The organism is Erythrobacter sp. SN6-5 (assembly GCF_057364945.1).
In genome coordinates this window covers 1847945-1866817 of the sequence record NZ_CP200282.1, presented here as the reverse complement: position 1 = coordinate 1866817, position 18873 = coordinate 1847945, and the positions used below count along the sequence as shown (strand labels likewise).

The window sequence follows — 18873 nt, the reverse complement described above, 5'->3', positions numbered from 1 at the left end:
AGCCTTGCTGAACCCAATGGTCCTATCGGTGCTGTCAGTCTAGCGCTAACTAGTCTCCGAATCTAAGATCTTGGAGCTAGAGATAGCGGATATGCAGCCACTTTGTTTCAAGCGTCATCGCTTTCAGCCCGATGTTATCCGCCAAGCCGTGTGGTTGTATTTCAGATTTACGCTGAGTTTGCGCGACGTCGAGGATTTGATGGCTGAACGCGGGATCGATGTGACCTATGAAACTGTTCGGTGCTGAGTCGATAAGTTTGGACCAGCTATCGCAGCCAATATTCGAAAGAGGCGTGGGCGAGCAGATTGCGTCTGGCATTTGGACGAAATGGTCGTTCGTATCAACGGCAAGCGCATGTGGATGTGGCGAGCCGTCGACAAAGAAGGAGAAGTGCTGGATGTTCTTGTCCAAAAGCGTCGACACAAGAAGGCAGCACTGAAATTGCTGAGGAAACTGCTCAAGAACCAAGGCTTCGTTCCCGAGGCTATCGTCACTGATGGACTTGCATCTTATGGTGCTGCGCTACGAGAACTAGGCTGCTCCAAGCGCCATCAACCCGGCCAATTGAAACACAACAATCGAGCAGAGAACTCGCACCTACCCGTCCGAAGACGAGAGCGAAAGATGCAGCTGTTCAAGTCTCAAGGACACGCTCAGCGTTTCACCTCAACCCACTCAGCTATCTACAACACCTTCAATATCCAGCGTCATCTCATCTCAAGAAAGACAATGCGAACATTCCGAGACCAGGCAATGGCCGAGTGGAAAATTGCGTCCGCAGCACATGGGTGAAATCTCAGTATAGCGCCTCGATGCGTGTCGGAGAAGTTAACCTGACAGTACCGTTGAAACAGCGAAATGGGCTTGGTGGTTTAGCTCTCGACTTGCAGCTCATGAACCTCCGGTAGCAGGTCAGAAATGCCTCGTTGGTCTGACAAGACCATCAGATACGTTTAATCTCACAAGACCGGTCGCCTTAGTCTAACAGCACCACCGCACCCGATCAGAACTTTCCAAGAAAGTTGATGAATGGCCCATGGCTCGTAAAGCTTTGATCGGTTAAATCGTCGGAGAAATCCGATAGCGAGTAACCCACACCAACCTTTACATTTTCACCAACATGTCGATAGATTGCGCCAAGAGCGCCTAGACGAAGATCGTCGGCTGCGGTGACCCACAACGCTCGACCCTCGAGCAGAACATCCCACTTTTGGGCCACATTGTAGTCTGCACGCAGCACCGCAAGATGGGCCGTTGAGCTCACAAACTCCTCACTTTCACGGGCAAGTGACACTCTACCTGTCCGATAACCGTATTTCGCACCAAGCGTCAGCTTTTGAGAAAGGTCATAGTTGACGTCAACGACGCCTATATGGCTGATCTGTTTCGGACTTTCGACCTGTCCAGAGTCAGTGATCTGTCCCACAGGACCTAGATCTTCGAAATATGTGAAACGAACCAAGGCGTTCAGCTTTTCGTTGTTCACTGGTCGATACGCAAAGCCTGCAACCACTTCGGTAAACTCAGCTGCCGAAATGGATGCGCTGGAATTGTCGGCATCAGCCAAGTTGAAACGACCCACGAAACGCCAATCAGGATTGACCGCATAGCTAATGTCGTTGCGCAGCAACCAAACCGTCTGATCAAGGCCCAGTGGGTTTGTCTCTCGGCGCAGTTCCACTGAGCTGCCAATCCTCATATCTCTATTGGTGTAGCCGATGCCGAACGATCCAGCAGTTCTGCGAAACACACCTGTATTTGCATCATCGATCCGACCTGCCTCAAACGTACCTGTCAGACTAAGGTTTTCAACTGGTTCGAATGTGAGGCCAAAATTGCGTGTTAGCGCAGGGACCGATCCTCCGATCCCAATCCGATTTTCACCATAGACCGACAGCGCGTCAGACAATCGCCGACGAGCACCGACGACCAAGGAACCGCGATTGGAACGAGTGAAGATGTTTTGACTATCGAAACCTGTGTCCGTGCGATCAGCAAAAATGCTATAACCGACGTAAGCCTCTGACCCCTCAGCCAAGCGATGGTTGAGCTTTACATCACCCCCCAAACCACCGTCGCCACCGGATACCTCACCGGTGAGCGACAACCGCTCGGTCAACTCTGCGTTGAGTCCAGCACCAGCGCGATTGTTGCGTTGGCGCGTTGCGTCGTGATCCAAGGTAATTTGGCCATAGGAATAAGCGGACCAATTTGCGGTGCCTGGAGCATAACCGAGTTCCAGGGCCAAATCGGTCCGGGTACCATCCTGGACGCTGTTGAATAGCTGCCCACTTACGCGATCTTCGTAACGAAGACCAGCTTTTGCGGTTAGACCGCCATTGCCAACAGCAAAGGTATTTTCAAGATCGAGGGTACCTGTCCCGCTAGTTCCAGTATTTGCTGAGCTAAGGCTTTCATAACCAGCCGATACCTTACCATTTGCGAAAGGTAGAGACGCATTCACACCCCAACGTTCCGTTTCTGACGGTGTCAAACGGCCGGATGAGGAAAAGCCCTCATCATAATGTTCGAAGAAGCCACCAAACACGGCACCATTGCCTGTGTTGCCAAGCAACTCGTTGACGTTAACTGCTGCCTCAGTGCGCCATGCTTTTGCTTCAAAGCCAGCGATACCCGGAGTGGCAATATCAGTGAAAGACAAACCGCCATCGACTGAATTTGACTGACCAAAGCCTGGGCCTTCGCTCTGGGCGATTTCCGCCTTGAAGTAAGTGCCCGCTGTTGCCCTGACCAAAACGTCCGCGCCAAACAAAGTTTGTGAAGCTTCCTCTAAGGTGTCGCGTTGAACGGTAACGCCAAAGCGGACTTTTTCGGCCAACCAGCCTGTTGCTCGGCCACCGAATGTATAACCTTCAAGGCTGCCAGCTGGCGGGGTAAACTCATACCGGACTACCAGCACAGGCACATTGCCCGATGAACTGCCTTCACGAACTACACCTGAACTGGCAGCTGTGGAGGAAAGTGGCCGGAGCAAGGTAATACGCCCTTGAAGCGGGTCAAAATCGTAATCCTGTTGCGCGTAAAGTTCGCGCGTTTCGAGCACGATACCAGTTTCACGGTCTCGCACTTCGATCCGTACGCGTTCTGAGCCAACTGAAACGTCCTGGCGTTTCAGGAAATACAAGGAGCCACCAGTGCCCCTGAATTCTTCTCTCGCAGGAACAGTACCGGGATCAGATGCGAAGCCTGTGATTTGTAAAGTACGCTCGCCAAACTCGGTGGTTTCGCTACTGTTTAAATCAATCAATGCCCCGAACAAGCCACGATCAAGTTGCGCTAGCTCAGCCCCATTTATGTTGGTGGTGAAGTTCCCCAAAACTAGCTGATTTTCTTCCTTCTGCACACGGAGGTAAAAGCTGCCTTGGGTCGGCGCGTCTTCGACAAGGTTCGAATCATCACCATAAGTGGGGTAAAATTGCTCGCTGTTAAGCTAGCGCAGCAATTGCCGCGGGTCTTTGCGATCTAGATTACTGATAATGTCTTCCAGCAATTCCTCACCAGTATCGAGCGACGAAGTGATACGCCAATCGTCCCCCACGACGCCTTTTGCGTAGAATGCTCCGCGCCCTATAGCATAGCTCCCATCGGCCAAGCTGTCGCCAGAAACCTCGCGCGACGGACCGCTGCCAAAGCTCCTGCCCAGAGTAATCTCTCCCTGTCCGACTACAAACCAGTCATCGTTCGGGATTGCGAAACTCTGCGTAGCCTGTTTGATCTCCTCACCATTGCGAAGGATGCTAACGACCATCTCGCCATCTTTGCGGGAAACAATCTGCTGCTCGACAAACACGCCATCAATATCAACTGGAACTGCCCGTCCCGAAACAAACACTTTTTCTGTTTGAGGATCGGCTTTGCCGGTAACAGTTGCCATCAAACCCTCAAGTTTGATGTTGCGCTTCGCGGCTTCGTCTACCAGGCCAAATTCCGCCCAGCTCGAAGCCGTGGCGGGATCAGTATTCTCTGCAAAATCCTCGTTAAGCAGGGTTAGTTCGTGCGCAGCACTTTCATCGAAGTTACCGTCTTTGCCCTGGACGCGGAATACGAAATACAATGCTTCCGGCATTTCTTCGGTTGCGGTCCAACTGGCGTACCCGTTTTCATCGACAGCTATCGTCGCAAGCGGTTCACTGTCAGGTGAAACACCCGCTTCGAAAATCCGGATCTCACCTTGTTCCAAGAATGATGGATAGTTGTTGTAGGTCTGGAACGAAACCTGTTCGTTGCGCACTGCTGTACGAGTCCGATCCAAAAGACCTACACTCATCACCGGATTGAGGACCAGCGTATCCGCACGGAAGCGAATCTGATAACTATCCTCACCAAACTCGTTGGTGGCAGCAGAGTTTACACCTGACTCGATCTGAGCAGCCGAAGGGGTTTGTTGCTCCTCATTCGCTTTTGCCTGAGCAGGAGCGCTCGCCGCAACAAGAGCAATAAAAGCTGAACCAGCAAACAGAGACATGTTGAGTGATTGCAGTGACTTGTTCATCATTCTTCTCCACCCTGATTATCATCGCGTTGTCTGGTTTCCCTTGCCTCGATCGGTGCAACGCCGAAGTTAAGTTCACCAAATTTGCCGCGGGTCAGGCGGATGGAACGTGGATTGTCGGTGGTAGGCGCCCATCCAAGCGGAAGAGTTCGCGGATCAAGTTTTAGGACAAAGTTTGATCCGATCCTTGAATCCGGGACCGCAGCGCAGGCAATGTGATAACGGCCGAATTCATCAGTGGTAATCAACAGGCCATTCACCGTCGCCAATCGCACGCTTGGAACACCCGGCTCGCCTTTGTCTTGATAACCATTCCGGTTGCGGTCTTCGAAGACCTTGCCGAGCAGTTCAGAACAATCAAACACACTGCTTGGAACGATTCTGACCGCCGCAGTGCCGCGGTTCGAAATCGGCGTTCCACTAAGTGTGTCCAGCGCAAAACCGGTATTGACTTTCGTTCCGGTGGTTACACCCGCACCCACCGTCAGCGTCAGGTTGTAACTGACAGAACCGTTTGCAGGAATTACCTGTTCACGCCACTCAAGTTGACGGTTGGAGTTGGTTGCCACCGGTTCTTCCGGCGCACCATCTACGCTAGCCGAACCTATGATGTATTTGAAACCGGGCGGCAGCAGGTCGATGACCGTGACACCAGCACGTTGCACACTTTCGGCATTGCGTACAATGATCTGGTAGGGAACCAGATCGCCGGTGCTGACATCCCGCTTTGTGCTTGTCTTTGTTACAATCAATGGATTGCGCGAAAGAAACGGATCGATAGGAATGTGATTGTTGATCACATCGGGATCGCCCGCTTCAAGCGCGAAGCTGAGGTAATAAGTCGGATCAGCCTCGGTCGGCACAGTTGCTGAACCTGAAACTTGTACAGGCCCAGATTGACCGGTCGGGTCGAGCGCACCCTGTTCCGGCAGTAGGACGGTCGAAACAAAGCTGAATTCACCGGGAGGCGCAATCGCAATTGTGTAGACGGTTTCAGCTATTGGACATTGCGGAGCAGCACCAGGAACAATATCGAAACGATATTCCCCTGTTGCACCAGTGGTCTGGGTTTGCTGGCTTGGATCGATGAAACAAACATCTGGTAGTTCCAGACCATTGGGACCGAGCAAGCTTACGACCGCCCCACTCAAGGGTTCTCGGGTCACGCTGTTATAGACAATACCCGATGGATCGATTGGCAGGTTCTGATCAATCACAATCGTGTTCGAGACCAGCTCCAGATCTTCGATCCGGCCGTAAACCACATCGTTTTCAGGACTGCGGAACTGGATCATATAACCAGGCCCGCTCAGCAGATCATCGAAGCGGTAGTCGCCATCAGCGTCGGTTACCGTGGTCGCAATCAATTGACCGTCGCGCAAAATCTCAACGATCCAGCCTGCGCGCGGCTCATCACTGTCCGTGAGTTGCCCATTTGCATCAGTGTCAAGGAACACTGTTCCTTCGACCGAGCTGATGGCCGGGTCAACCACGATGGTAACAGTGCTCGTCGCACAGTTGGCCGGGTTTAGAACTTCACAGACCTCGTAGTCGATGGTGTATGTGCCAGCTGGCACATCGGGCCCAATCGACACATTTCCGGTCGCTGGGTCGAGTATGATACCAGGATCACCTGGGCCAGAAATGATCGAGATCGTCACGTCATCTGGATTGATTGACGCTCCGTTTAGAGTATCATTTGCAAGGACGTTCCCGGCATCTGGGTTGCTAACTCCGCTACGCACGGGTTCGGGATTATCCGCACTCGCTGTGATCTCTGGCGGTTCAACGTCTACCGTGATGGTTGCTGTCATGCAGTTGGTTGGGTTGAGTGTTTCGCAGATCTGATAGTCAAAGCTGTACGAACCAGCCGGTGTGCCCGGGGCAACATCAACATTGCCAGTTGCCGGATCAAAGGTCAGCTGCGGCGGAACACTTGAACCTGGTGCAACGCTCAAGATCGCATTGCCAGGACCAGCAGCAACACCGTTGATGGTGTCACCGGTGAACCCATTCACAACAGCCGTTGCTCCGCTCGCACCATTAATCCCGCTCGCACCGTCATCAGCAACAACAATCGGGCTCCCATCCACCGTGATGGTAGCAATATTGTCCGCACAGTTGCCCGGGTTCAGCTCTTCACATATCTGATAAGAGATCATGTAAGTGCCAGCAGGCGTGCCAGCAGGCACATCCACCAGACCCGTCGCCGGATCAAGTACCGGCACCAGATCACCAGGATTGTTCGGGACAGCCGGTGTCAACACGCTGATGTCAACATCAGCCAGTGTCGCCGGATTGTTATTGAGCATATCGCCATCAAGCACATCAAGCACACCAGACTGACCAGTCGCTCCGTTGATGCCGCTCACATCATCCACATCAGCAACAATCGGTGCCGCATCCACCATCACCGTGATGGTTGCTGTCATGCAGTTGGTTGGGTTGAGTGTTTCGCAGATCTGATAGTCAAAGCTGTACGAACCAGCCGGTGTGCCCGGGGCAACATCAACATTGCCAGTTGCCGGATCAAAGGTCAGCTGCGGCGGAACACTTGAACCTGGTGCAACGCTCAAGATCGCATTGCCAGGACCAGCAGCAACACCGTTGATGGTGTCACCGGTGAACCCATTCACAACAGCCGTTGCTCCGCTCGCACCATTAATCCCGCTCGCACCGTCATCAGCAACAACAATCGGGCTCCCATCCACCGTGATGGTAGCAATATTGTCCGCACAGTTGCCCGGGTTCAGCTCTTCACATATCTGATAAGAGATCATGTAAGTGCCAGCAGGCGTGCCAGCAGGCACATCCACCAGACCCGTCGCCGGATCAAGTACCGGCACCAGATCACCAGGATTGTTCGGGACAGCCGGTGTCAACACGCTGATGTCAACATCAGCCAGTGTCGCCGGATTGTTATTGAGCATATCGCCATCAAGCACATCAAGCACACCAGACTGACCAGTCGCTCCGTTGATGCCGCTCACATCATCCACATCAGCAACAATCGGTGCCGCATCCACCATCACCGTGATGGTTGCTGTCATGCAGTTGGTTGGGTTGAGTGTTTCGCAGATCTGATAGTCAAAGCTGTACGAACCAGCCGGTGTGCCCGGGGCAACATCAACATTGCCAGTTGCCGGATCAAAGGTCAGCTGCGGCGGAACACTTGAACCTGGTGCAACGCTCAAGATCGCATTGCCAGGACCAGCAGCAACACCGTTGATGGTGTCACCGGTGAACCCATTCACAACAGCCGTTGCTCCGCTCGCACCATTAATCCCGCTCGCACCGTCATCAGCAACAACAATCGGTGCGGCAGTTACCTCTACAGATACAACTGCACTTTTACAGTTGGTGGTACTGCCAGCTTCGCAGATTTGATAGGTAATAGTATAATTGCCAGCAGGCGTACCGGCCGGTACGGATACTATACCGGTCGCCGGATCAAGTACCGGCACCAGATCACCAGGATTGTTCGGGATCGCCGGAGTGGTAATCGAGGCTTCGATAGCTGCAATATTTACAGGCGCGCCATTCAATGTGTCGTTGTCAAAAGCATTGATTACATTACTGCTCCCAGTCGCACCATTTACTGACGGCGGCGCATCATTGGTTGCTTCGATCTCATCATCAACCACCACTGCTTCATTTAAATCATCGCCCGCAGTTGATGGATCGGGCTGATCGCCAGATGCCGCTGTTGTAACGTTTTGAATCGTATTGCCGCCCTGGCTAGGCATCGACCGTACCTTCGATGGTCAGCGCTGCAGATGCGCCATTGGCAAGCGCGCTAATCGTCCACAAACCCGTCGTGTCATTGTAGGAACCGGCAGTAACGCCGCCATTGTTGGTTGTAGCGGTCAGGCCTGGTGGGATCAGGTCCGTCAGCGAGACATTCGTCGCTTGCACAGCGCCATTATTGGTCACTTCAATCTGGAAGGTAACTATATCGCCTTCTGCTGGCTCTGCATCACTAGAGGCCAGCGTCTTCGCCGTCACAAGATCAGCGTCGTTTCTGACAACTTCTATCTCAACTGTTGCTATCTGGCAGTTGGTTGGATTTGCTGGCTCGCAAATTTGATAGTCGAAAGTATAAGTACCAGCAGGGGTGTTCGCATCAACGCCAACATCACCCGTCGATGAATCAAATGTAATTCCTGCGGGAACAGTCTCACCTGGCGCCAGACTTAGCGTCACATTACTACTATTGGCCGTTGCTAAATTCACGGTATCGCCGGTAAAGACGTTCAATATCCCGAGAGCACCTGCAAGGCCGTCTACGTTTGAGGCACTATCATTAGTGGCCACCAAAGCTGCAAATATAGTATCGCTATCTGTAGCACTGTTGTTACTGGTGTTGGTATCTGTAGTCCCGGAAGGCACCGTAACAGTCGCCGCATTCTCCGCTGTTTGAGCATAAGCAGTTGAAGCTGTCGCCATGATCATCAGCGGAATAGCGCTGGTTAGCATGCCTGTTGATGCAACAAATCTAGATGAATTCGACAAGTTTTTTTCTGATTGGTTTGTCATGATCAATTCACCTGACAAGTATAAGTCAAGGTGATGGAATCACCACTTCTTAGCTCACCCAATGTAATGCCGACGCCAGTCAAATCCGCTATTGTAAAGCTGCCTGCGGGAACCCCGCTTCCGGTGATCGTCACAGCATTGGTAGCTGGACAGGTCAGTTCTGCACCTGGAACATCTGTGACAATTGAGCCAAAGACAGGATCGATCCCATTATGAGTCACAGTTAATGTGTAAGTTGTAGCGGCACCGGTGAAGACAGAGTCATCTGCTTGATCGATATTGCCATTGGCACCCGGTGTGTTGGTTTTGGTGATCGAGAGATCTGCCTCTGGTGTGAGAAAATTAGGGTCTGTCGAAGGGAAACAGGCCGCACCATCATGTTGACTAGAACGTGTCGCCGATAGAATTCCGGCAATGCTTGGCGTTCCGGTCGGATCATCAATGATATAGAGATCGCCGGTGGAGTTTTGATTGATGTATAAACGCCCGTCAGCAAGTCCCCAGGCTGCCCCAAAACCGTCCAACGGCAAACCCGGAACTGCGACCGCCTCTGCCTCCGAAGTTGTGAGATTGTATATAGATAGACTGCCATCACGGGCGCCAATGATCAGATCCTGACCAGCGGACCGCAGATAGGCATAGTCTAATGTATTTCCCGCCGCTGGCGTTGCGCCCGAAGGGGTCGTAAATGTGATATTGCCGGTAGTTTGGGTCGTCACATCAATAAAATTCAACCTGGTTGAATTACCAGAAATGAAAAGCCGGTTTGTGCTGTCAAAGCTACCACGAGGTGTAGTTATGCCTACATCAGCTACAGACTCGATAGCGCCATTGCTGCCGACGCGTATGAGATGCCCTTCCAATGGGCCAGCCTCTTGAACAAAGCCATAAAGGTAATTGTCATTGGCGTTGTATCCCAGCCCGTTATAGGCCGGGGATGCCGCCCCGATAAAAGTATAATCGCGTGCGGGAAAGTTGTAGACAGCCAATTGCCCCGATATCACTTCATAAAGTGAATTATCACATGTGAATGTTGGAAGTGTGGATTGTGCATGCACAGAATTGGCGCAACCAAAGGCAGCAACGGCAAAAACTAAATTTTTGACCAAAATTTTCCGACGAATGATTTTTTGCTTGAGCTTTTTCATTTTTTGCAACCAATCCCAAATTAATTGACTTTGACGCTGCATCTAAAATTTTAGAATTTTGGAGCATAATTTTTTTAAATTTTCATACTGTAGTAAGATTACGTAAATTCATTATTTCGAATAAATATAAATTATAAATATATTCTGAAAACTTCACTTGTTTAAACTCTCTAAATTGACAACTATGATGATAATTTATTAGCGTAGAAATCAAAGTAATCTGTTCAGATAGCTTTATATGAAGATATATGAATTTTACGATTCCAAAGCCTTGTATACATTAAGTGGATGTACAGATGTTTCTGAAAAATAAGAGTTCAGGTTCAGCCTAAGATTGTAATAGTGGGCCTGCCCACGACCTGTATTTTTTATGATCACAATAAATCCCCCGAAATGAATTGAAGCCTCTATCGCATTGTGTGTTAAGATAAAATTTTGAAATTGTTAAATCATGTAAAATCGAAATCAGTGTTGTAACCGAGATAGAGGTTATCTTGTTGAGCTGACCATACTCTATACGGATCGAAGTGATGAGAGTGGACAGGGCTCGTTAAAGTAAAACCACCTGATCGACGGTTGAGACCGTGAGGCTAGGGTAGAGCCGCTTCGGCCCACTGTTTTCTGGCGACGCTAAGCGTCAGCAGATCAATAGCATGCGAGGCTTCTGTCATTGGGGCTGCAAACTCGATGAGATGTTCGTGAGGATAAGCGGTGAGACGCATTATCCGTGGCGAGCGGCCGAGTATGAAGGCGAAGTGCTCGAGAGCCATGTTACTAAGAAACGCAACAAATAGCAGCTTTGCGTTTCTTGAAGAAGGTATTGAGACGATAAGGAAAAGCTGAAACGATCGTGACCGGCGGTCTCAAATCCTATCCATCAGCGATGCACGGACTGAACCATCTCGAACGCGGCGAGATTGGGAGCTGGAAGAACAACGGGACGGGAAACTCACACTTACCGTTTCGACGGAGAGAACGGGTGAGGCAGCGTTCTAGGCAAACCAGGACACTGCAGAAGTTTCTTCCATTCACGCCAACGTCCACAGCCATTCTAGCACCGAACGCCACCTTATCGACAGACAGACTTACAAGACCCCCAAAGGGCTAACTGCCACGAAGCCTCTGTCGAACCAACGGCAGCTGATCGTTGCCAAAATAGAGGTATTTAGTATCCACGAAGATAGTTGGCGAACCGAACGCACCGCGCTTTATCGCTTCCTCGGTGTTGCTGCGCAGACGATCCTTTGTTCGCTGCTCTGTAGCCTGCGTCAACAGCTCGCCTCCATCAAGCCCGCACTCATCGGCGATTTGCTCTAGAATGGCAGGGTCATCGATATTCTTCTGTTCGCGGAAATAAGCATCGAATGCGCTCTCGCTGAAGCTGGAAAGCTTTTCCTGATCGTCTTCCAGCGCACAGCAAACCCGCATTGCCAGCACTGACTTGATCGGATGGTGTTCCGACGGAAAATTCATCGGCACACCTGCTAGATCCGCCCATTGTTTGAGCCATTGATAGACATGGCGCACCTTGGGATCGTCAGGATTGTTTCGGCCCTTGTAGACTGCATCATTGACCGCGTTGAAGACGCCGCCAACAAGAAATGGACGCCACTTTATCGACGCGCCGGTCTCATCCAAGATTGCCCGCATGTTGTGAAACGCCAAGCGCGTCCATGGCGAAGAAAGGTCGTAGAAGAATTCGATTCTAGCAGCCATTTTACGCCCTCTCATTGCCAAAAAGGATCTTATTCGCGGCCGGGTCGTCCTGTGGTCGGCGATTGATCTGTTCGCGGCCCACGGCCATTCCGCGCCTCAGTGCAGGACGCTGCTTTAGTGTTTCATACCAGCGAAAGGCGTTTTCATAACCCGGTAAATCGATGCTTTGTGCCTTATAGGTCTGAACCCATGGGAAGCAGGCCATATCGGCAATAGAATAGTGCTGGCTAAGCAAGAAACTCGTGATCCGCCAAACGCCTTTCCAGCACGCCAAACAGGCGCTCGACCTCTCGCCGATAACGAGAGATCGCATAGTCGATCGGATCAGGCGCGTAGAGCTTGAAATGTCCATGCTGACCCATCGAAGGCCCTAATCCGCTCACTTGCCAGAAAAGCCATTCAAGCGCCGATTTTCGCTCTAACGTGGATGTTGGCAAAAACTGCCCCGTCTTCTCCGCCAGATAGACCAAGATAGCCCCCGTCTCGAACACTGAAATCGGCTCATCGCTATCAGATGGATCAGTATCGACAATGGCGGGAATCTTGTTGTTCGGACTGATTGCCAGGAATTCTTCGGAGAATTGTTCCCCTTTCCCGATATGCACACCGCGAACCGAATAAGGCAGCCCGCATTCCTCCAACATGACAGAGATTTTCCAACCATTTGGAGTTGGTGCGAAATAGAGGTCAATCATCAAGCAATCTCCTCAATATTACTGGCTTCCTGCAACAGGCGAATACACTCTCTCTCAATCGGCTTTTCCGAAACTGTTTTTGGGATAGTGGGAAGGGGTTGCCAAATTTCAGGTATTTCATTTTTCTGGAGCTGCTCAAGACACCAGCGCTGCACATTCTCAAGTGTTCCCGCATCATCCATAACGAGCGCGGCGACAACTTTCTTTTCTCCTGCCACCGTATCTTCGCTCGCAAATCCATACACGTAAGCATCGAGAACGTGGGGATGCTGGACGAGAACCCCCTCGACTGATGCCGGGTTTACAAAATCACCATTCCTGCGAATGCCTCCACCGCTGCGGTAGTGGAAGTAAAACCATCCATCTTTGTCCATGTGTCCGATATCGCCGCTGCGGTACCAGCCGCTATGAACCTTCTTGTGGCTGGCGTCGCTGTTTCGAAAATACGTGACGGCTTCCGGGGCGCCATGCTCTGGCCGAAAGCAGATTTCTCCCGGTTTACCAGGCGGACATTCAACGTCATTTTCGTCAAGCACTGCGGCAACCTGACCGGGAAAGGTTCGGCCAATCGAGCCAATCGGCCCAGCCCCCATGGCGTTAATGAGCGTGCCGCCCCCTTCGGTGCTGCCATAGACTTCGCTGATCTCCACGTTAAAGCGGTCACGAAACTTGTTCCATAATTCGGCCGGCATACCTGATGTGATCACCAACCTGACAGGGTTGTCCGCATCATTGTTGCTTGCTTGAACGGAAAAGGTTTCCGGGATCATCCCACCCAATAAAGTGAAGACGTTGCAATCATATTTGCGGCATATGTCCCATAGGCGGCTTTTGGTGAACCGACGACTGAAGACCCCTCGCTGCGGCATAGACAAGGCCATCATCAACGTGGCTTGCGCGTTGATATGGCAAAGGGGCAGACCCGTGTAGATCGTATCTTGTGGCTGTACTCCCAGTGCCTCGAGCCCGCGATATCCGCGCATATAAGACGAATGGCTTCTTTGAACCGCCTTTGGCAGGCCAGTCGTGCCCGATGTGAACATCATGAACATAGCCGCGTCAGGGTCTATGACCGCGGAACGCATGGCGGCAGGATCGCTCTCTGCCAAGCATTCGGCATATGATTGGATTGCAAGTCCGTGACGGTCGCGCAGCTTGGCGCATTCTTGGATACTTGCGTCAATCACCAGAATATCAGGCCGAAGATCAAGCGCTCCAGACACTTGTGCCAGCGCATCAAGAGCGTATTCGCCCGCAATGATGAGCGGGCTCTCGACCGAATTGATCATGTAGGCGAGTTTCTCGCCCCTGCTGCGTGGATCGAGAGGGACAAAGATCGTTCCGGTGAGAGCCGCCGCCACCATAGCTTCGACGAATTCCGGATGATTCTGGAGAATGAATGTGATCCGTTGCCCGGGCTGGATGCCGCTTTTTTGTATCCACGTGGCCAGACGCGAGGCGTTGTCATAAAGCGTCTTAAAGTCGAGAGTTTCATCGATTAAATCACCGTTCTCGCCAATGTCGACAAAGGTTAGAACCGGAAAGCCCGGATGATCGGCCGCCCGATCAGATACGAGTTCCGCAATATGTCGAAGCTTTTGCGTCATTGTGCGCTCCTGAAATTTGTCCGGACAAGTGTGCTAGTCAAGAGACATCGTATTGACCAGTGCTGTTCTGTAATAGCGCGCAGTCGCGATCGAAAAACTGCCAGACCGTGTTTGGCAGGACGAGATCTCGACCCATACTTTGGGATGGGGCGCACAGTTCGAAAACAGCGCAATGAAAGAGCCAACTAAAGAGCGCGCCGAGAACGGTTGCGCCAAAACCGGAGGGGAAGACTATGCGGAACTTTGCAATATTTGCGGTTGTCGGCACCTGTTTGGCTATGCCTGTCTCGGTGTCTGCCCATGAAGCTGGCGATCTGATCGTGCGCGTCGGCGTGGCGCATGTCGAACCGAGTAGCGAAACCAGTGATCCGATTGTGGTCGCAGCGCCTCCACTGCCGGATTCACGCGTTAGCTCCCTGTCAAGCGACACTCAGCCGGGCGTCACCTTCACCTATATGGTGGCGGATCATATTGGCATCGAAGCGATCCTTGCACTGCCCTTCACCGTGAACGCCGAGCTGGAGGGCGGCGTCCCATTGGCGACAGGAAGTCCCGAAATCGGCTCGAGCAAATATCTGCCGGAGATCGTTTCGGTCCAGTATTTCCCACTAAAGCCAGAATCGAAGTTTCAACCCTATGTAGGGGTGGGCTTGAACTACACCTTGTTTTTCGACGGGGAGGCCAGTGATGCCCTCAATGCAAGTGCGGCTAAGCCCATCGACTGTAAATGTTGACGATTCCATTGGCATAGCGTTGCAGGTCGGCGCTGATATCGAGGTTGCTGATGGTTGGCTGCTCAATGCCTCTGCATGGTATGTCGACGCAGATACAGATGTAACAGTCAGTACCACCAATATTGGCGATATCCCGATCAACAATGTCAAAATCAATCCGTTCATATTTGCGGTGACGGTCGGCAAGAAGTTCTAAACAGACAAACCGGCGGAGAGAGAAAATTTCCGAGCGAGCAACCGTAGAAATCACGCTGATCGGCACAGACGGGCAGGTACACGAACTAGTCGGTGAGGAGGGGCAAACCCTTAAAGACCTTGCCAAAGATGCAGGCGTCGAGGGTGTTCAGGGACTTTGCGGCGGAGAGGCATCGTGTGGTACGTGCCAGATATCCATTGATCGGGAATGGTGTGACAGACTTCCGCCTGTCGATGAGGCGGAGCAGGATATGCTCGGTTTTGTGGCAGCCCCCGATATTGAGTGCGTTCGATTGTCGTGCCAGATCAAACTTGCATCTGCATTGCATGGACTAAAGGCGGTCGTCATCGAAGGCTGAACCAATCAGGCAAGTCGGGAGAAATGGATATGTTAACGCGGTATCAGGCCCTCATGATCAAGAACGGCCTCGTCGTCTGCCTGCTAGGGCTGATTGGCGGCTTCGGTCTGCTGTTCAGCGTGCTCGGCGTTATCTCGCTATCGCCCGTCCCGATTATGATTGATTATCAGATACCGGGTACACCGGCGCAATGGCGCGCCGTGCATGTCGGGAACATTATGAATGGATTGATGGCGATCTTGTTTGCGCTACTGATGGTAAAGCTTGAACTGACCAACAAGGCGCACAAGTTCATCTGCTACGGCACGATTGCGACGGTTTGGGGTAACGCAGCGTTCTACATCTTTGGTATTCTCGCGCCCAACCGCGGACTTTCGCTGAGCGACAACCCGGTTGGTGAAGGCAATTGGGCGGGCGTTGTGGCTTTCGGTCCGGCTTTCATCTTTGCTTTCGTGCTCATGATTATCGTAATTGTTATGCTTAGGGGCGTCGTCGGCCGGGATGACTAGGACATGAAGATTTATGTAACTGCTCCAAAACTCTGAGAGGCAATCACGATCAATGCCGAAAGAGCGCGTCTGGCAGATTATGAAAGGTCTTATAGAGACCAAGCTCAGTCCGCTTGTTCCCCCCACGCGAAGTATTGATCGAGAGCGCTTGATTGAGCGGGTCTTTGCGAAGACCGATCCTGCGCAAGTGATCGAAATCGTCGGTGCTGCTGGCTCGGGCAAGTCGCTTCTGATGGGACAGTTGTTCCTCCGCGCGGTTGAAAAAGGTAGCAAATGCTGCTGGCTTACAATCGAGACAGAAGACGATGATCCCGCTGCATTTCTGACCTATCTGGCCGCAGCGCTTGAAGTTATCGAGCCAGCACTGACCATGAAAATGCAAGGCAGCCTTAGCGGCCCGCAAAGTGCACGGCCTGATGCGATGTTCCAGATCTTGTGCGAAGGTGTCAGCACGATCACACATGATGCGCTCATCTTTCTCGACGACTTCCAGCATATTTCCGACCCCGCGATTCTGGGCGGAATGCAGCGACTAATGGCCGCCCTGCCATCTAATGTGCGTCTGGTGATTGCGAGCCGAACCCATCCCGATCTGCACCTCAGCCGTTTAGCGTTGGAAGGCAGGTTGCTGCGTTTGGATCAGCAGGCGTTAAATTTTGACCACGATGAAACAGCGACAATGCTCGCCAAATCATTCGAGCTGACTTTGCGTCCGGAAACGAATAGAAAACTGTTGGATACCACGGAAGGCTGGGTTGCGGGTTTGCAGCTCGCGGCCCTTGCCATCGCCAAACAGCCCGATCATGCTGCTAATCTGGTTGATCGTTTCTCTGGCGCAAATGCGGAACTTGCGACCTATCTTATGGAAGGTGTCTTCCATTCGCTTGATCCCGAACTGCAAAAGTTCCTGATAAGCACTGGCCCGCTCAAACGCATGAATGCAGATCTTTGCGCGCATGTCTCTGGATTGAGCGATGTTGATGCTCTTATCAATCGGATTGAACGCGAAAATCTGTTTTTTGTAACGTTGGACGAAAACGGCCATTGGTTCCGCTTTCACCACCTGTTTTCCGATTTCCTCACAGCACAACTTCACAAACGTGGAGCAGACGCCTTTGGCCATGTTTGCACCCATGCAAGCGAATGGTTCCAGCGCGAGGGCTTGCTCACCGAAGCGATCCAGTATCAACTCATGGCCAAGCGGTATGAAGACGCCGCTGGCCTGATCGCTCAATATTCCACTCATGTCGCTCAGCGGCTTGGGGATCATCGCACTGTCCTTGACTGGATGAGGCGCTTGCCCGAACGTTATCACTCACACCATCCTCTTATAATGCTCAACCACGCCTGGTCGCTCACCTTTGCGCGTTCATCGGATGCAGGTATGGCTATCGCCGAGCAAGTGAAGGCGCGGCTTGCAAGCGATGATATGGCGGGCTGGCACCTGTCGGAGGGTGAAAAGGACGAGGCACTGTGCTTGGCCGATGTCATAATTGCCATTTCACTGGCCAGTGGAGATCGCACAGAAGAAGCACGTGACTATGCAATGGTTGCACTCGATCGCTGGCCTGATGCGACCGATATTCACCTGGGTGCGCTTTACAATGTCATTGCCTATTCCTGCATCCCAGGACGAGACCCGGAAGGCGGATTGGAGGCCGCAGCGAAGGCGAGTATCCACGGCGTGCGCGCAAGCTCTAGATATATTAAAGTGTGGGCATGCTGGATCAGCGCAATGTTATGCGTGGAGCAGGGCCGCCTGGAAGAAGCGGAGGGACATCGCGACCGGGCACAAGATGACATTGCAAGTGACATTGGTGAGGAGTCATTTTCGGGTTCGCTGATTGCTGTGCTTGACGCGGTCATTGCCTATGAACGCTGTGAATTCGGCCAAGCAATGGATTTCCTCAACCGAAGTTCCGAACAATTACCTGGAATCGCCACGATGGAACCTGTTCGGGTACTGCACACGACCGAAGCTCGTGCACTTGCCGCTTTAGGAAAAATGAGGGATGCAATTGTGTGCCTCAGGAACGGTCAGGAAGAAGCACTCGCGCGAACTGTCCCGCGCGTTGCCGTTGCATTGGCGGTGGAAGAGCTTCGACTTCTGATCACGGAGGGCCGAGACGAGGAGTATGAAGCGCTCGCACGGCGCTGGGGGTTCAGCGAGCCCGAAAACCTTTTTGGCATCGATCTGACTGATCCGATCCTTGCCCGCCATCGTCAGATGGCTGGATGCCGTCTTGCCATTGCACGGGGCGAATGCTCCAATGCACTTGGGATGCTGATGGAATTGACGGCGGGTAGCCGCCAACCAAATTCGGGGCGGGCAGCAATCGAACCGGGCCTATTGCGTGCGATCGCCATGTGGCACGCCGGGCGCCAGACCGAGGCCATGCGCACGTTCTCGGACGCTACAGCAATGGCCGCGCCCAGCGGCATGGCGGCCCCGTTCTTCGAAATGTCGCCGCAGATCGACGAATTGATCAAGGCCGTGACTGACCGAAGAGGTGAAAGCGACAGCCAATTCCTGTCTCAACAGATTGGTTTCGAGAGGCATGTTTTGGCCATGCTGCGCGGAGACACAGCAATCGAAATAGCGTCAAGTTCAGCGGGCACCGATCCGACTGCTATCCAAGAGCTAACACCGCGCGAGCTGGAGCTTGTAAACCTGCTTGCGGAAGGAAAGAGCAATAGCGAGCTCGCCGACATGCTGCTGTTGTCACTGCCCACAGTCAAATGGCATCTCAGCAACATATACGGCAAACTGGGCGTCAAAAACCGATCGGCCGCGATCGCCAGAGCCCGGCAAAACAAGATCATCCAACCCTGACTCCCCACATCCCATACTTTAGTCTAG

General features: G+C 52.3%; 16 protein-coding genes and 1 pseudogene. 8 read left to right on the top strand and 9 right to left on the bottom strand.

Translation table 11 applies throughout. The annotated features are described in order from the left end of the window. The first annotated feature begins 91 nt into the window (after positions 1 to 91). Positions 92 to 793, top strand: a pseudogene (locus AC0V6Z_RS09340) (IS6 family transposase). A 211-nt stretch (positions 794 to 1004) separates the two neighbouring features. Here AC0V6Z_RS09340 and AC0V6Z_RS09335 read toward each other — a convergent pair. The 5 genes from AC0V6Z_RS09335 to AC0V6Z_RS09315 form a co-directional block, all read right to left on the bottom strand. Then, complete coding sequence (locus tag AC0V6Z_RS09335; RefSeq protein WP_472638245.1) at positions 1005 to 3269, bottom strand: TonB-dependent receptor; 2265 nt, start codon at positions 3267 to 3269, stop codon at positions 1005 to 1007. A 183-nt stretch (positions 3270 to 3452) separates the two neighbouring features. Beyond that, entirely contained in the window at positions 3453 to 4514 is a 1062-nt protein-coding gene (locus tag AC0V6Z_RS09330; protein WP_486176473.1) for a hypothetical protein, read from the bottom strand. Then, complete coding sequence (locus tag AC0V6Z_RS09325; RefSeq protein ID WP_472638243.1) at positions 4514 to 8260, bottom strand: SdrD B-like domain-containing protein; 3747 nt, start codon at positions 8258 to 8260, stop codon at positions 4514 to 4516. Before AC0V6Z_RS09325 ends, AC0V6Z_RS09330 begins: the two co-directional genes overlap by 1 nt. Beyond that, positions 8253 to 9050, bottom strand: coding sequence for a hypothetical protein (locus AC0V6Z_RS09320; protein WP_472638242.1), 798 nt, complete (start codon positions 9048 to 9050; stop codon positions 8253 to 8255). The genes AC0V6Z_RS09325 and AC0V6Z_RS09320 overlap by 8 nt, the downstream gene beginning before the upstream one ends. 2 nt (positions 9051 to 9052) lie before the next feature. Further along, positions 9053 to 10198: a DUF6923 family protein gene (locus AC0V6Z_RS09315; RefSeq protein WP_486176472.1), complete on the bottom strand. Its 1146-nt coding sequence runs from the start codon at positions 10196 to 10198 to the stop codon at positions 9053 to 9055. Positions 10199 to 10851: 653 nt separating this feature from the next. Here AC0V6Z_RS09315 and AC0V6Z_RS09310 point away from each other — a divergent pair. Both AC0V6Z_RS09310 and AC0V6Z_RS09305 read left to right on the top strand, forming a co-directional pair. Further along, the gene (locus AC0V6Z_RS09310) at positions 10852 to 10992 is read left to right on the top strand and encodes a DDE-type integrase/transposase/recombinase (protein ID WP_472638240.1); all 141 of its coding nucleotides are present in this window, start codon (positions 10852 to 10854) and stop codon (positions 10990 to 10992) included. An 89-nt stretch (positions 10993 to 11081) separates the two neighbouring features. Then, on the top strand, positions 11082 to 11306 hold the full coding sequence (locus tag AC0V6Z_RS09305) for a hypothetical protein (protein ID WP_472640883.1): 225 nt from the start codon (positions 11082 to 11084) through the stop codon (positions 11304 to 11306). Here AC0V6Z_RS09305 and AC0V6Z_RS09300 read toward each other — a convergent pair. The 4 genes from AC0V6Z_RS09300 to AC0V6Z_RS09285 are packed head-to-tail and all read right to left on the bottom strand — an operon-like array spanning position 11303 to position 14216. Continuing rightward, a complete protein-coding gene (locus AC0V6Z_RS09300) occupies positions 11303 to 11914 on the bottom strand; it encodes a 2-hydroxychromene-2-carboxylate isomerase (protein WP_472638239.1) in 612 nt (203 codons plus the stop codon). The genes AC0V6Z_RS09305 and AC0V6Z_RS09300 overlap by 4 nt on opposite strands. A 1-nt stretch (position 11915) precedes the next feature. Further along, entirely contained in the window at positions 11916 to 12149 is a 234-nt protein-coding gene (locus tag AC0V6Z_RS09295; protein ID WP_472638238.1) for a glutathione S-transferase family protein, read from the bottom strand. Further along, positions 12142 to 12609 (bottom strand): glutathione S-transferase N-terminal domain-containing protein, encoded by a 468-nt coding sequence (locus AC0V6Z_RS09290; protein WP_472638237.1) that lies wholly within the window; start codon positions 12607 to 12609, stop codon positions 12142 to 12144. The genes AC0V6Z_RS09295 and AC0V6Z_RS09290 overlap by 8 nt, the downstream gene beginning before the upstream one ends. After that, a complete protein-coding gene (locus tag AC0V6Z_RS09285; RefSeq protein ID WP_472638236.1) occupies positions 12609 to 14216 on the bottom strand; it encodes a class I adenylate-forming enzyme family protein in 1608 nt (535 codons plus the stop codon). The genes AC0V6Z_RS09290 and AC0V6Z_RS09285 overlap by 1 nt, the downstream gene beginning before the upstream one ends. A gap of 233 nt (positions 14217 to 14449) precedes the next feature. Between AC0V6Z_RS09285 and AC0V6Z_RS09280 the strand changes: the two genes are divergently transcribed. From AC0V6Z_RS09280 to AC0V6Z_RS09260, 5 genes are all read left to right on the top strand, one after another. Further along, positions 14450 to 14950, top strand: coding sequence for an OmpW/AlkL family protein (locus AC0V6Z_RS09280; protein WP_472638235.1), 501 nt, complete (start codon positions 14450 to 14452; stop codon positions 14948 to 14950). 19 nt (positions 14951 to 14969) lie between these two features. Then, on the top strand, positions 14970 to 15146 hold the full coding sequence (locus AC0V6Z_RS09275; protein WP_472638234.1) for an OmpW family outer membrane protein: 177 nt from the start codon (positions 14970 to 14972) through the stop codon (positions 15144 to 15146). 25 nt (positions 15147 to 15171) lie between these two features. Further along, the gene (locus AC0V6Z_RS09270; protein ID WP_472640882.1) at positions 15172 to 15504 is read left to right on the top strand and encodes a 2Fe-2S iron-sulfur cluster-binding protein; all 333 of its coding nucleotides are present in this window, start codon (positions 15172 to 15174) and stop codon (positions 15502 to 15504) included. Positions 15505 to 15557: 53 nt separating this feature from the next. Next, positions 15558 to 16013: a styrene oxide isomerase gene (locus AC0V6Z_RS09265; protein WP_486176471.1), complete on the top strand. Its 456-nt coding sequence runs from the start codon at positions 15558 to 15560 to the stop codon at positions 16011 to 16013. A 79-nt stretch (positions 16014 to 16092) separates the two neighbouring features. Further along, positions 16093 to 18846, top strand: coding sequence for a winged helix-turn-helix domain-containing protein (locus tag AC0V6Z_RS09260; protein ID WP_472638232.1), 2754 nt, complete (start codon positions 16093 to 16095; stop codon positions 18844 to 18846). Positions 18847 to 18873: the final 27 nt, after the last annotated feature.